The following is a 13,159-nucleotide window of genomic DNA, read 5'->3' on the forward strand; positions in this document are numbered from 1 at the left end:
ATACTCTGAGCCCTAACCCGCCGCCCGGGATCCTGCAATCGTGAGGCGCCCATCGGCGGTGGCGGGCGGCGGGGCCGCGGCCCTTTCCCCGGATCCCTGGATCCTGTCGGGGATTCACAAAGGCGTCGCGGTGGGCCAGTGTGCCGGGATGAACCGGGTCTCCGCCGCGCGTCCCTCGCCTTGAGCGCTCCTCCAGCCCGTCCGCTGCGCGCGCATCAGCGCACCCTGCGCAACCTCGTCGCCGCGATCGCCCGCGGCGAGGCGGACGGCATCACCGACATCCTCGCGGCCGTCACCCCCGGCGGCGGCAAGTCGTTGCTCCCGGTGATCGCCGCCGCCGAGTTGATCGCGGCGGGCCGGGTCGACCGGGTGGTCTGGGTGGTGCCGCGGGATTCCCTGCGCCTTCAGGCCGAGGAGGCCTTCGCCGACCCGCTCTGGCGCGGCGCCCTCGGTCACGCGCTCCACGTCCGCGCCGCCGACAACGAGCCGGATCCGGCCCGCGGGCTGTCAGGCTACGTCACCACCTATCAGGCGGTCGCCGCCGCCCCCGCCCTCCACCTCGCCGAGGCGCGGGCGCACCGCACCCTGCTCGTCGTCGACGAGGTCCACCATCTGCCGGTGCCGGGCGCGCGGCGGGACGAGGCCGAGCCGGACGGGGAGGCGGAGGCGGGGGCCTGGAGCGGCGCCCTGCTGCCGCTGATGCGCGCCGCCACGCTGCGCCTGTTCCTGTCCGGCACGCTCGAGCGGGCCGACGGGCGGCGTATCCTGGGGCTGCCCTATCGCCCGGCCCTGCTCGGACGCGCGCCGGAGGTCGATCTCGATGCGCCGGGGCTCGCGGTGATCGGCTATTCCCGCGCCCAGGCGCTCGCCGAGCGCGCGGTGCTGCCGGTGAGCTTCGGCGCCCTCGACGGCGAGGCGAGCTGGCTCGAAGGCGGGCAGCGGGCGGGCGAATCCCGGGTCGGGCCGCACCGGCTCGCGGGCGGCGTGCGGGTGACGACGCGGCCGGCCCTGTTCACGGCCCTCCGCACGGGCTTCGCCCGCGATCTCCTCGGCGAGGCCTTCCACGCCACGCGGCGCCTGCGGGCGCGGCGCCGGTCCGAGCGCGGCCTCGCCCCGGGCGAGAGCGCGCGGGGCCTCGGCAAGCTCCTCGTCGTCGCCCCCGATCAGGCGAGCGCGCGCGGGTATCTCGCCATGCTGCGGGGCTGGATGCCGGCGGCGCAGGCCGAGCGCGACATCCGGATCGCCACCTCGTCGGCGCAGGACGCGCACGCCGCGCTCGCCGCCTTCCGGCTGCTGCCCGAACCCGCCGTGCTCGTGACCGTGGCGATGGCCTACGAGGGTCTCGACGCCCCGGAAGTCTCCGTGGTGGCGGCCCTGACCCATATCCGCTCGCGGCCCTGGCTGGAGCAGATGCTCGCTCGCGCCACCCGGGTCGATCCGCATGCGGGCGCCTATGCCGAGCAGCAGGCGCTGGTCTTCCACCCGGACGACCCGCTCTTCGCGCGCTTCCGCGCCGAATTGGAGACCGAGCAGGGCACGGCGACCCGGCCGCGCCCGGTCGCACCCGTGACCGCCCTGAACCCGGAGCCGGTTGTCTGGCGCGACGAGCCGCCCGCCGGCATCACCCCGCTGGAGAGCAACGCGCTCGGCATCCGCTACGCGATGCTGCGGCCGCGCCCGGCCGGTGAGGGGCCGGGCACCAACCGGCTCGCCGAGCGGGCCGAGGCCCCGGCCGCGCCGCCCTCCCTGACCGAGCGCAGCCTGCGCCAGCGCATCACCCAGCAGATCGCCGCGCAGGCGGTGGAAGACGAGGCGGGGTGGCGCGCCCCCCGGGGCAGCAATCTCGCCCACCGCTACAACGCCGTCTTGAAGCGCGTGACCGGCAAGGAGCGGGCGACGATGACGCTGGCGGAGCTCGAGGCCGCCCTGTCCTGGCTCGACCGCAACCGCCTGTCCGACCACGTGCATCTGCTTGAGGGCGACGCGCGCTACGCCTGGACCGTGCGCCAGCGCCGGGCGAAGTGGATGCCGGCCCGCTCGGCCTGAGGCCGTCGCGTCCTATCCAGTGATCGGACGCCGATCAGGTGATCGGTGCGGGGTTGAACAGCGTGAGGTCGTTGAACAGGCCCCAGCGATCGGACCACGGGCGCTTGCGCCCGCTCGCCACGTCGAGAATCAGGCGGAACAGCTCCCAGCCCATCTCCTCGATGGTGGCCTCGCCCGTGGCGATGCGGCCGGCGTCGAGGTCGATCAGGTCCGCCCAGCGCTCGCTCAACTCGGTGCGGGTCGCGACTTTGATGACGGGCGCCTGGGCGAGGCCGTAGGGCGTGCCGCGACCGGTGGAGAACACCTGCAGGGTGATGCCCGAGGCGAGCTGGAGCGTGCCGCAGACGAAATCGCTGGCCGGGGTCGCCGCGAAGATCAGGCCCCGCTCGCGCACCCGCTCGCCCGCCGCCAGCACCCCGCTGATGGCCGAGGTGCCGGATTTGGCGACCGAGCCCAGTGCCTTCTCGACGATGTTGTTGAGCCCGCCCTTCTTGTTGCCTGGGGAGGGGTTGGCGCGCCGGTCGGCGCCCCCCTTGGCCAGATAGGCGTCGTACCACGCCATCTCGCGGATCAGCGCGTCGGCGATCTCCGGGGTCGCGGCCCGCGGGGTGAGCAGGTGGATCGCGTCGCGCACCTCCGTCACCTCGGAGAACAGCACCGTGGCGCCGCAGCGCACGAGCAAGTCGGCGGCGAAGCCGAGCGCCGGGTTGGCGGTGACGCCCGAGAAGGCGTCGCTCCCGCCGCATTGGAGCCCCACCACCAGCTCGGAGGCCGGGCAGGTCTCGCGGGTGCGCTGGTTCAGAACCTCCAACCGGGCTTCGGCCATCGTCAGGATGCTGTCGAGCATCATGCCGAAGCCCGCGTGGCGCTCGTCCTGGAGGCGCACGACGCCGCTGTCGGACGGGGCCTCGCCGTCCGGGATCAAGCGCTCGGAGACGAGCTTCTCGCAGCCGAGGCCGACCACCATGACCGCGCCGCCGAAATTCGGATTCCTGGCGAGGCTCTGGAGCGTACGGATCGGGATCACCGCCTCGGGTGCGTTGATGGCGACGCCGCAGCCATAGGCGTGGGTCAGCCCGATCACGTCGTCGACGTTGGGAAAGCGCGGCAGAAGCTCCTGCTTGATCCGGCGGATCGCCACGTCGAGGGTGCCGGCGACGCATTGCACGCTGGTCGAGATCGCCAGGATGTTCTTGGTGCCGACCGACCCGTCCGGGTTGCGGTAGCCCTCGAAGGTGTAGCCCTCGAGCGGCGGCAGCGGCGCCGGCACGCGGGTCGCCCGCTCGAGCGCGTCGAGGGCCGGGGCGATCGGGGTCTCGACGCTCGATTCCTCGACCCAGGAGCCGCGGGGCAGGGGGCGCAGCGCGATGCCCACGACCTCGCCGTAGCGGCGCACGGCCCCGCCCTCCGGGATGTCCGCGAGCGCCACCTTGTGCCCTTGCGGCACGAAGTCCCGCAGCGTCAGGCCATCCGGGAAGACGGTCCCGGCGGGGAGCCCGAAGGCGTTCACCACGATGGCGACGTTGTCGTCCGGGCGGAGGCGGATCGTGCGGGGCGCGTCGCCGGCGGGGCGGGGCGGGGTGTCGGGCTCGCTCAGCATGGCTCGGCTCCGGTCGCGTGCGGTTCAGGCGGGGCGCAGTTCCATCCGGCGGATATCGCCGACGAGGAACAGGTAGGCGGCCATCGCCACCAGGGCGTTGCAGCCCACGAAGACCAGCGCCCCGTTGAACGAGCCCGAGGCCTGGACGAGGTAGCCGATGATGATCGGCGTGGTGATGCCCGCGGTGTTGCCGAACATGTTGAAGATCGCCCCGCTGAGGCCCGCCGCCTCCTTGGGCGAGGTATCCGAGATCACCGCCCAGCCCAGCGCCCCGACGCCTTTGCCGAAGAAGGCCAGCGCCATGAAGCCGATCACGAAGGCCTGCGATTCCACGTAGTTGCAGGCGATGATCGTCATCGAGAGCAGCATGCCGGCGATGATCGGGATCTTGCGCGCCCAGGTCAGCGAGCCGGTGCGCTTCAGGAGCGCGTCCGAGATCACGCCCCCCAGGATGCCGCCGAGGAAGCCGCAGAGCGCGGGCAGCGAGGCGACGAAGCCGGCCTGGAGCACGGTGAGCCCGCGCTGCTTGACGAGGTAGATCGGGAACCACGTCAGGAAGAAGTAGGTCATCACGTTGATGCAGTGCTGGGCGACGTAGATGCCGACCAGCATGCGGTTGCCGAGGAGCTGGCGCACCACCGCCCAGTCGAATCCCCGCGCCGCGCTCTTCTTCGCGTCGAGGGCGACCAGCGCGCCGCCCGAGGCGATGTGGTCGAGCTCGGACCGGGTCACGCTCGGGTGGTCCTCGGGCTCGTGGATCACCCGCGTCCATACGACGACGAGGACGATGCCGATTAGGCCCATCGCCACGAAGGCGTAGCTCCACCCGTAGGCGTGGGTGATCCAGGCGGTGAGCGGGGCGAACAGCACCGGCGCGAAATACTGGGCGGAATTGAACACCGCGCTGGCCTTGCCGCGCTCCGCGCTCGGGAACCAGGCCGTGACGATGCGGGCGTTGCCCGGGAAGGAGGGTGCCTCGGCGATGCCGACGAGGAATCGCAGGGCGAACAGCACCGCCACCGCGCTGCCCGCGCCGAAGAAGCCGGCCCAGCCCTGCATCAGGGTGAAGAGCGACCAGAAGAAGATGCCGCCGGCATAGACCCATTTCGAGCCGTAGCGGTCGAGCAGCCAGCCGCCCGGCACCTGGGCGGCGACGTAGGACCAGCTGAAGGCGGAGAGGATGTAGCCGAGGGAGACCGGCGTGAGGCCGAGATCCTGGGACATCGGCGTGCCGGCGATGGAGAGGATCGCCCGGTCGGCGTAGTTCACGACCGTGACGGCGAAGAGCATCAGGAGGATGCCCCAGCGGACGCGTCCGTGCGTCCGCGCTTCCAGCGGAATAGCCAGCGCCACGATTCCTCCTGCAAGCCGTCTTGTTGTTCTGGCGCCCCGCCGGAGCGGGGCGGCCTTGCAGGATAGGGTTACAAGCGGGTCCCGGGACGGTCCAATGCCATCACAGGATCGATCGATGCGGGGACGGTATCGATCGGGCGGGAATGAAGACGTGAGGCGATCGGATCGAGGGGCGCGGGCGCGGCGCATCCTCCTCCATTACACCTCGGAGATTCACACATCTCGGATGAAGCCCGCGCGTTTCCCTCCCCCCGCTGCGGGGGAGGGTGGCGCCCGAAGGGCGACGGGAGAGGGGAGCGACGGTGCAGGATGGCGCTCCGCATCGACGGGGCGCCAAGGCCTGCGCCGTCGCACCCCTCTCTGCGGGACCTCGTCCCGTCCGCCTCGCTACGCTCGGCACCCTCCCGCGCAGAGGGGGGAGGGAAGAACCCGCGCCTCTGCAGGGCAAGCCTGAGCTTCAAGGCACGATGTGTGAATCCGCTGGCCCCGCACGCCGGGAGAGGAGGCGTCACACGGGATGCCCCCATTCACCACCACGATCGCCCTCACTCCGGCAGGGGCCGGCCCGTGGTCTCCGGCATGAACCACGGCACCACGAGGCCGATGAGGTAGACGCTGCTCATGATCAGCGCGGCCTGCGCGACTCCGCCGAAGGCGGTGACGATCGAGCCAGCGATGATCGGGAAGACCCAGGCGATCAGCCGGGCGCCGTTGAAGACGAAGCTCGCGGCGGTGGCCCGCACCGAGGGGGTGAACAATTCGACGAGGTAGATTGCCATCCAGCTGAAGGCGAAGCCGAGGGTGAAGGCGCCGTTGAGGAAGGCGATCCCTAAGAACACGATCAGGCTGCCGGTCCAGAGATAGGCCAGCGCCGACGTGATCAAACAGCCGAGATACGTGATCAGCAGGAACCGGCGCCGTCCGATCGCGTCGGCGATGAAGCCCGAGGCGACGTAGGCGGTGATCGCCCCGACATTGTAGACGATGCCCATGCGCGGGCCCCAGACGTTGGCGGGCTCGCCCGCGGCCTTGGCTAGGGCCTCCGTGTAGGCCGGCAGCCAGGACGACACCGCCCACCAGCCGACCGTGGTGGCGAAGGACATCGCGGTGGCGAGCAGCACGCGCCGCCGGCTCTCCGGCTCGCGGAAGATCTCCGTCAGGGTGAAGGGGCGCTGGGCCGGCTTGTGGGAGCCCTGCATCCGGGCATCCTCCACCGTCGCGGCCCAGCGCTGCTCCTTCAGGGCCGCCATCCAGCGCTCGGATTCCTCGAGCGCGCGGCGCAGGTAGAGGCAGACGAAGGCGGGCAGCGCGCCGAGCGCGAACATGATGCGCCAGGAATCGGGGCCCAGGGGGTTCGTGGCGGCGAGCACCGCCCAGACGATGGCGGCGAGGACGGCGCCGCCGCCGAAGCCCGATTGCAGGAAGCCGCAGCCCTTCGGCCGGGCTCGGTCGGGCCAGGTCTCGGCCACGAGGGCGATGCCGGTCGACCACTCGCTGCCGATGGCGAGGCCGGTGACGAAGCGCAGCAGCGCCAGGGTCATGAAGCTGTCGGCGAAGGCCGTGAGCCCGGTGAAGAGGGCGTAGCCGAGGATCGACAGCATCATCATGCGCTTGCGGCCGATGTAGTCGGCCGCGATGCCGCCGAGCAGCCCGCCGATGCCCCAGCCCAGCAGGGTGATGCCGATCGCGGCCCCGACATAGAAGGCCGGGGTCTGCGCCTGCTCGGGCGTCAGGATCGAGCCGAGCGCGGGGCGGAGCGCGTAGACGAGCGCCACCGCCTCGTAGCCGTCGAAGATCCAGCCGAGATAGGCGCCCCAGAGGATGCGCCAGTGCCGCGGGGTCAGCCCCGCGTGCCAGGGGGCGGCCGCGTCGATGCGCGGGACGGTGCTGCCTGCCGACATCGCGTTCTTTCCCCCTCTCGGACGCCCGTTCGGGCGGTCAGGCGACCTTACGCCCGCGCTTGGCGGTTTGCTCGGCAATCGCGCCGGGCCGGCCGAGGCCGATCTGCTTGGCGAGCGCCGAGCGTTGCGCGGCGTAACCCGGCGCCACCATCGGATAATCGTCCGGCAAACCGAAACGCGCACGATAGCTGCGCGGGTCAAGCCCATGCGTCGTCAGGTGGCGCTTGAGCGTTTTGTAGCTCTTCCCGTCCAAAAAGCTAACGATCCCATCATCACTGACCGACCGGCGAATCTGTGCTGCACTGGGCTTCTCGACCTGCTCTACTTCGGCAGATGCTGGAGCTGCGCCAGTCAGGACACTCAATGCAGCGTGAACACTGACGATCAGGCCGCCGAGATCGGCCATCGAGACCGCGTTGTTCGAGACGTAGGCGGAGACAATCTCGCCGGCGAGAGCAACCGTGTCGAGGGAGTTGCGCGAAACGTCGTCCGTCATTTTCAAATGTCCGTTGCGGTTGTCGAAGGCGGCGTAGAACCACATTTCGCTCATCCCGTGCAAGGGAGCGCGCGATATTTATCGATGTTCTCACGAAGTTCGCAGCTGATGATCCACTGGGAAACGGATAGGCTCGATCCGGCGTGCACAACCCCATGGGGCTCCCGCTGCATTGCCGCGAGGCAATTGTCAGCTTGGCTGTGACAGGAGCGAGGTCGTCCAGACTCCGAACCGCCAGCGAGGTGCGAGCATCGGCGACCGGGCGTTCGAGCCGCTCGCTGCGGCGGCCGTGCCCGGCCGGACAGGGTCGGGAATCCGGAGGAAGGCTGCGTTCGCTGACGCGCCGACGACCGGAGCAGATTGCCGCGCCCATTGCCTCGGGTCGGGCGGTTCACACTTCCCATCATCTTGAGGAGGCGGCCCATGACAGGAACGGCGGCGAGGTCCGACGAACCCGACGCGCAGGGTGCTCTGCTCGGTCGCGCGCATGTCCGGGTCGACGGGTTCGCGAAGGTGACGGGTCGCGCCGCCTACGCCTCCGATGTCCGACTGCCCGGTCTCGCACAGGCAGCTCTCGTCACCAGCGGGATCGTGCGAGGCCGCATCACCGGATTCGACCTGGAAGCGGCCGCATCCCTGCCCGGCGTGCTGGGCATCCTGACTTACCAAGATCTGGCCGGCGAGATCCGTCCGGTGAAGCACCTGATGGCGGGCGGCTACGCCAACAGTGGGCACCTGCCGCTGGGCTCGGACCAAATCGCCTATGCGGGCCAGATCGTGGCCCTCGTCGTCGCCGAGACACGCGAGGCTGCCCTCGACGCGGCCGCGCGCGTCGTTGTGCACGCTGTCGAGGAGCCGTTCGGTGCCGGTCTCGACGATCCTGAGGCCGAGACCGTGCGGCTCGCAGACCTCAAGGAGAAGCACAGCGATCCGCATTGTGGGGATGCCGATTCCGCGTTCGCCGCGACGGAGACGCGCATCGCGGCGCGTTACGAGACGCCGATCCAACACCACAATCCGATGGAGATGTTCACCACCACCTGCGCCTGGGACGGCCCGCGCCTCACGGTGCACGAGCCGACTCGCTTCGTCGGAGCGGTCCGGCACGGACTGGCGGCGCAACTCGGAATGTCCGCCGATGATGTCCGGGTGATCTCGGGGCCGATCGGCGGCCATTTCGGCTCGAAGCTGGCGCTGTCGCAGCACACCGCGCTCGTGGCCGTCGCGGCACGACGGTTCGGCCGCCCGGTGGCTTTGGTGCCGACCCGCCGCCAATGCTTCACCATCGCGAATTATCGGCCCGAGACGCGCCACGACATCCGCCTCGCGGCCGATGGAGAGGGGCGCTTCACCGCGTTGATCCACGAGGTCGCGATGGCCGCCTCGCGCTTCGATGCCTTCGCGATGGAGGGCACCGACGTCAGCGCAAGCCTCTATGCGTGCCCGAACATCCGGACCGAGGAGCGGGCCGTGCGCCTCGACCGGAACACGCCGGGCCCGATGCGCGCGCCGCCCGAGGTGCCCTACCTGTTCGCCCTCGAAAGCGCCGTCGACGAGATGGCGGAAGCGCTGAGCCTCGATCCGATCGAGTTGCGCCGCCGCAACGATACCGCGACCGATCCGGTATCGGGCAAATCCTTCACGACGCGTCCTCTGCTGCGATGTTTCGAGGCCGGTGCGGCGGCTATCGGCTGGGCGCGGCGCGACATCGGTCCCCGGCGCGAGGGTCTGTGGCGGGTTGGGCTCGGCTGCGCGAGCAGCGTGCGCCCAGTCAAGATCGCGCCCGCCACGATGCGCGTCGCCATCGCCCAGGACGGCCGAGTCACCGTGCGGACCGCCCACCACGAGATTGGGAACGGCATCACCACGGTGCTCGCGATGGCGGCATCCGACTGGCTCGGCGTGCCCGTCGAGTCGGTCACCGTGGCGCTCGGCGACAGCGCTTTGCCGCCAGCCGGAATCTCCGGTGGCTCCTCCACCACGACGAGCCTGCTCAACACCCTATCCCTTGCCTGCCGCGATCTTCGAGCCCGTCTCGCCGGTGCGAACCCGGCGAATCTGCACCGAACCGCCGGTGCGGAGGGCGGCAGCCCGTTGGGTACGGCCCTCCGCACCCTCGGTCCCGACGGCATCGAGGTCCTCACTGAGTTCGTGCCCGAGGGCAGCGGGCCGGACGATCTGGCGGCGACGAAGGCCGGACATATCGGCCTCGGCAAGGGCGGTGGCGGCAAGGCCCTGTCCTGGGCCTTCGGAGCGCAATTCGCGGAAGTCCGCGTCCATGCGGAAACCGGGGAGATCTGCGTCAGCCGCCTCGTCGGTGCCTTCGCGGCAGGGCCCATCCTGAACCCACTCACCGCGCGCAGCCAGCTCGAGGGCGGTATGATCTGGGGCCTCGGCTCGGCGCTCCTTGAGCAGACGGTGCTTGACCGCGGGGTCTATCGCAACGCCGATTTCGCGGAATACCTCGTCGCAACGGCCGCCGATGCGCCGGAGATCGAGGCCATTCTTCTACCCGACGCCGATCCTCAGGCGAATCCGCTGGGCCTCAAAGGCCTCGGCGAACTCGGCATCATCGGGGTCAACGCGGCGATTGCGAACGCCGTTCACCACGCCACGGGCCGGCGCATCCGGCGGCTCCCGATCCGGGGCGAGGATCTGATGGAGAGCGCCGTCCGCTGAAGCGAGCGCCGGTTCGGCATAAGACGCCTGGGACGGCCGGATATCCGCCCCATTGCCCGGTCGCAGCGCGGTCGGACCTATCGCGGGCGTCCACCGGCCCTTACCTCGGCCGTACCATCTCCTATCTAGAGCGTCGGTGCGGCGAAATGGCCGCGCGGGGACTGGATCGGGTGATGCGTTCGACCTCTTCGATGCCGCGAATCTCGCCGAGCGGGGATGCCGGCCTGCGACCCTGGGTGCTGGCCCGGGCGCTCAGCACGCTGATCGCACTGGCCTGTGCGGCGTGCCTGTCCGGCTGCGGCGCCATCAACCGGGTTCCCACCCTGGAGGAGCAGGCCAAATCGGCCTGGAGCGAGGTGCAGAACCAGTATCAGCGCCGGGCCGACCTGATCCCGAACCTCGTCGAGACGGTGAAGGGCTATGCCCAGCAAGAGAAGGATGTGTTGATCGGGGTAACCGAGGCGCGGGCCAAGGCGTCGAGCGTCAAGGTCGACAGCGGGACCGTGAGCGATCCTGAGAAGTTCCGCGCTTTCCAGGACGCTCAGAACCAGCTCAGCGGTGCACTCGGCCGGCTTCTGGTGACGGTCGAGCGCTATCCCGACCTGAAGTCGAACCAGAACTTCCTGGCCCTGCAATCGCAGCTCGAGGGCACCGAGAACCGTATCGCCGTCGCGCGGCGCGACTACATCCAAGCCGTGCAGGCCTACAACACCGAGATTCGCACCATCCCTGGCCGCTGGATTGCTGGTATCTTCTACCCGGAATCGAAGCCGATGGAGACCTTCACGGCGACGCCGAATTCAGAGCGCCCGCCGAACGTGAAGTTCTAGCGCGCGGTCGGCATGGTCCGGCACGCAATCAGGCTCGGCGCTCTTGCGGCCTGCGGCCTGCTGATGGCCCTCGTGGTCTCGGCTCTGCCGGTCCGGGCCGCCGAGCTGACCTTTCCCGACCTCTCCGGTCGGGTCGTCGACGACGCCGGCATCCTGACGGCGGAGCAGCGGGCGGCGATTTCCGCAACGCTGAAGGCCCACGAGGACAACACGTCGGATCAGGTCGTGGTGGCCACCGTGAAGACCCTCCAGGGCACCACGGTCGAGGACTACGCCAACCGCCTGTTCCGAGCGTGGAAGCTTGGTCACGCCAAGACCGACAACGGCGTACTGCTGTTGGTGGCTCCGGCCGAGCGCAAGGTCCGCATCGAAGTCGGGTACGGGCTTGAGGGGACGATCACCGACGCGCTCTCCCGCGTGATCATCGCGAGCGCGATCACTCCGCGCTTCAAGCAGGGAGATTTCTTCGGCGGAATCTCGGCCGGGATCGACGGCATTCTGTCGCTCCTTTCTTCGGACGCCGGCGTATCGAAGTCTTCAGCCGGGAACGCACGGCCCCGCCCATCCGGACGGCAGGAGCGGGCCGACGCGGTCGACCCGCTGCAGGTGGCCGTGTTCGTCGGGCTCTTTCTCGTGATCCTCTTTCTTGCGTGGCGGATGAATCGGTCCGGGCGCCGGGGTGGGTTCGTGGTTCTGCCCGGACCGGGAGGCGGCTGGAGTGGCGGCACCTGGGGCGAAGGCGGATCGGGCGGCTTCGGCGGTGGGGCGGATGGCGGGTTCGGTGGCGGCGGCGGATCGTCCGGCGGGGGAGGGGCCTCGGGTGACTGGTAGATCCCTGCTCCCTGACTCTGCCGCCCGCTTGCGGGTCGCTGAAGCGGTGACGCGTGCCGAGGCCGGCACCGCGGGTGAGATCGTCGTGATGCTGAGCGGTCGGGCCGGCCGCTACCGGTCCACATTCCTGACGGCGGCACTCGGTTTGAGCGTTCTCGCGCCCTGGCTTCTCACGTGGATGACCTCTTGGAGTCCGGCGACCATCCTTCTGGTGCAGGCCGCGACCGTGGCCGGTTTCCTCGCAGCAGGACTTTACCAGCCGCTACGCATTGCCCTGGTTCCGGCCTCGCTCCGGCGCGCGCGCGTTCGAGAGGCTGCGATCCTGGCGTTCCGCGCGCGCGGCCTGTCGCGGACGCGCAGGCGGACCGGATTGCTGCTTTATGTCGCGCTGGCCGAACGCCATGCGGAGATCGTGGCCGATGCCGGGGTGATGGCACGTGTCGGACCCGAACCGTGGCGAGATATTCTGGCCAACCTCGCCGTGGCGCTCGCGGCTGGCCGCGTGGAAGAGGGGCTCGCCGCGGCGGTGGGTCAGCTCGGGACCTGCCTCTCGCAGGTGCTGCCGGCCGGTCCGAACGATCCCGACGAGCTACCGAACCGGGTGGTGATCGCCGATTGAGCGATGTCTCGGTCCCGATGAGGGACGCCACCACGGCTCGGAAAGAAGGATATCGCTCAAGTCAGTCGATCCGCGTTCAGGGCTGAGACAGGGCTGCGCATTTTCCCGTGATCAAGGGATCGGTTTGGTTGGTCCTCCCGTTGCTTGGCCCGAGACCCGGCCGCGTCGGCCGTGTTCGACGGAACGCCTGAACAGGGCGATCGACCATGCGCGACACCCGCTGCCAGATCACGCTCGAGACCCGCGACGGGCGCCGCGTCGTTTCGGCTCTGTCCGAACGTGAAGCGGCTCTGAAGGCCGAATCGGTGCTGCGCCAGTATGAAAGCCAAGCCCTCACGGTCGGGTTCTGTGTCGATTGCGCCGACCGCGATGCCGGCCGCCGCATCGCCACCTACCTGATCGACTTGGCCCTGGAGCTGGATCTCGCCTGAGCGGAGTGCTCTGGGACGATCGAACCTGGCCTCGGGGCGGTTCGCCGTTCGGAGCGCGGCCCGTGACATGAGAGAATCGGAGCGGCGATTGACGTGGCGCTTGCTGACGCCCGGCCAGCGCGAAATGCTGACGCAAATCGCCCGCGAGGGCCCGCTGCTGGAGGTCCGGCCGTGGCAGATGCGCACCGTCCGCGCGCTGCTGGCTCGGAAGCTCCTCCGCCCGAAGGATCGCGTGCTCGACGGCCGTGACCATCCGGGCCTCTGGTTCCTCAGCCGACACGCGCTTCGCCTCATACCGCACCATCTGCGCCATCGCAGTGAGCCGTCGCCTGGGCCGGTCGACGCGAGGGAGGCAGGGGATCCGTGAGCGGCC

At 70.0% G+C, this 13,159-nt stretch carries 11 protein-coding genes; 7 read left to right on the forward strand and 4 right to left on the reverse strand.

Translation table 11 applies throughout. The features are described 5' to 3' along the window. Nucleotides 1-180: 180 nt before the first annotated feature. A complete protein-coding gene (locus ACS5RC_RS19135; protein ID WP_478345492.1) occupies nt 181-2,046 on the forward strand; it encodes a DEAD/DEAH box helicase in 1,866 nt (621 codons plus the stop codon). Between the two features lie 34 nt (nt 2,047-2,080). Here ACS5RC_RS19135 and garD read toward each other — a convergent pair whose 3' ends face one another. The 4 genes from garD to ACS5RC_RS19155 form a co-directional block, all read right to left on the reverse strand. Next, a complete protein-coding gene (gene garD / locus ACS5RC_RS19140; protein WP_478345493.1) occupies nt 2,081-3,646 on the reverse strand; it encodes a galactarate dehydratase in 1,566 nt (521 codons plus the stop codon). Between the two features lie 24 nt (nt 3,647-3,670). Beyond that, entirely contained in the window at nt 3,671-5,002 is a 1,332-nt protein-coding gene (locus ACS5RC_RS19145) for an MFS transporter (RefSeq protein ID WP_478345692.1), read from the reverse strand. A gap of 542 nt (nt 5,003-5,544) precedes the next feature. Next, entirely contained in the window at nt 5,545-6,900 is a 1,356-nt protein-coding gene (locus ACS5RC_RS19150; protein ID WP_478345494.1) for an MFS transporter, read from the reverse strand. A gap of 37 nt (nt 6,901-6,937) precedes the next feature. Further along, nucleotides 6,938-7,396 carry a Ros/MucR family transcriptional regulator gene (locus tag ACS5RC_RS19155; RefSeq protein WP_478345693.1) on the reverse strand — a complete coding sequence of 153 codons (459 nt, stop codon included), beginning with the start codon at nt 7,394-7,396 and terminating at the stop codon, nt 6,938-6,940. A 423-nt stretch (nt 7,397-7,819) separates the two neighbouring features. On the opposite strand from ACS5RC_RS19155, the gene ACS5RC_RS19160 reads away from it, so the two are divergent. The 6 genes from ACS5RC_RS19160 to ACS5RC_RS19185 all read left to right on the forward strand — a co-directional run bounded on the left by ACS5RC_RS19160 (nt 7,820) and on the right by ACS5RC_RS19185 (nt 13,153). After that, nucleotides 7,820-10,075 (forward strand): xanthine dehydrogenase family protein molybdopterin-binding subunit, encoded by a 2,256-nt coding sequence (locus tag ACS5RC_RS19160; RefSeq protein WP_478345495.1) that lies wholly within the window; start codon nt 7,820-7,822, stop codon nt 10,073-10,075. Nucleotides 10,076-10,266: 191 nt separating this feature from the next. Continuing rightward, a complete protein-coding gene (locus tag ACS5RC_RS19165) occupies nt 10,267-10,905 on the forward strand; it encodes a LemA family protein (RefSeq protein ID WP_478345694.1) in 639 nt (212 codons plus the stop codon). A 63-nt stretch (nt 10,906-10,968) separates the two neighbouring features. Beyond that, nucleotides 10,969-11,736: a TPM domain-containing protein gene (locus ACS5RC_RS19170; RefSeq protein ID WP_478345496.1), complete on the forward strand. Its 768-nt coding sequence runs from the start codon at nt 10,969-10,971 to the stop codon at nt 11,734-11,736. A gap of 46 nt (nt 11,737-11,782) precedes the next feature. Continuing rightward, complete coding sequence (locus ACS5RC_RS19175) at nt 11,783-12,355, forward strand: TPM domain-containing protein (protein WP_478345497.1); 573 nt, start codon at nt 11,783-11,785, stop codon at nt 12,353-12,355. Nucleotides 12,356-12,561: 206 nt separating this feature from the next. Continuing rightward, nucleotides 12,562-12,786 carry a hypothetical protein gene (locus ACS5RC_RS19180; RefSeq protein ID WP_478345498.1) on the forward strand — a complete coding sequence of 75 codons (225 nt, stop codon included), beginning with the start codon at nt 12,562-12,564 and terminating at the stop codon, nt 12,784-12,786. A 67-nt stretch (nt 12,787-12,853) separates the two neighbouring features. Then, on the forward strand, nt 12,854-13,153 hold the full coding sequence (locus tag ACS5RC_RS19185; RefSeq protein ID WP_478345499.1) for a hypothetical protein: 300 nt from the start codon (nt 12,854-12,856) through the stop codon (nt 13,151-13,153). The last annotated feature ends 6 nt before the right edge of the window (nt 13,154-13,159 follow it).

Source organism: Methylobacterium sp. HJ2 (assembly GCF_056431005.1).

Excerpts from the sequence above, each read along its gene's own strand:
- garD (WP_478345493.1), bottom strand. The coding sequence starts at position 3,646 with ATGCTGAGCGAGCCCGACACCCCGCCCCGCCCCGCCGGCGACGCGCCC.
- ACS5RC_RS19150 (WP_478345494.1), bottom strand. The coding sequence starts at position 6,900 with ATGTCGGCAGGCAGCACCGTCCCGCGCATCGACGCGGCCGCCCCCTGG.
- ACS5RC_RS19155 (WP_478345693.1), bottom strand. The coding sequence starts at position 7,396 with ATGACGGACGACGTTTCGCGCAACTCCCTCGACACGGTTGCTCTCGCC.
- ACS5RC_RS19160 (WP_478345495.1), top strand. The coding sequence starts at position 7,820 with ATGACAGGAACGGCGGCGAGGTCCGACGAACCCGACGCGCAGGGTGCT.
- ACS5RC_RS19165 (WP_478345694.1), top strand. The coding sequence starts at position 10,267 with ATGCCGCGAATCTCGCCGAGCGGGGATGCCGGCCTGCGACCCTGGGTG.
- ACS5RC_RS19170 (WP_478345496.1), top strand. The coding sequence starts at position 10,969 with ATGGCCCTCGTGGTCTCGGCTCTGCCGGTCCGGGCCGCCGAGCTGACC.
- ACS5RC_RS19180 (WP_478345498.1), top strand. The coding sequence starts at position 12,562 with ATGCGCGACACCCGCTGCCAGATCACGCTCGAGACCCGCGACGGGCGC.
- ACS5RC_RS19185 (WP_478345499.1), top strand. The coding sequence starts at position 12,854 with ATGAGAGAATCGGAGCGGCGATTGACGTGGCGCTTGCTGACGCCCGGC.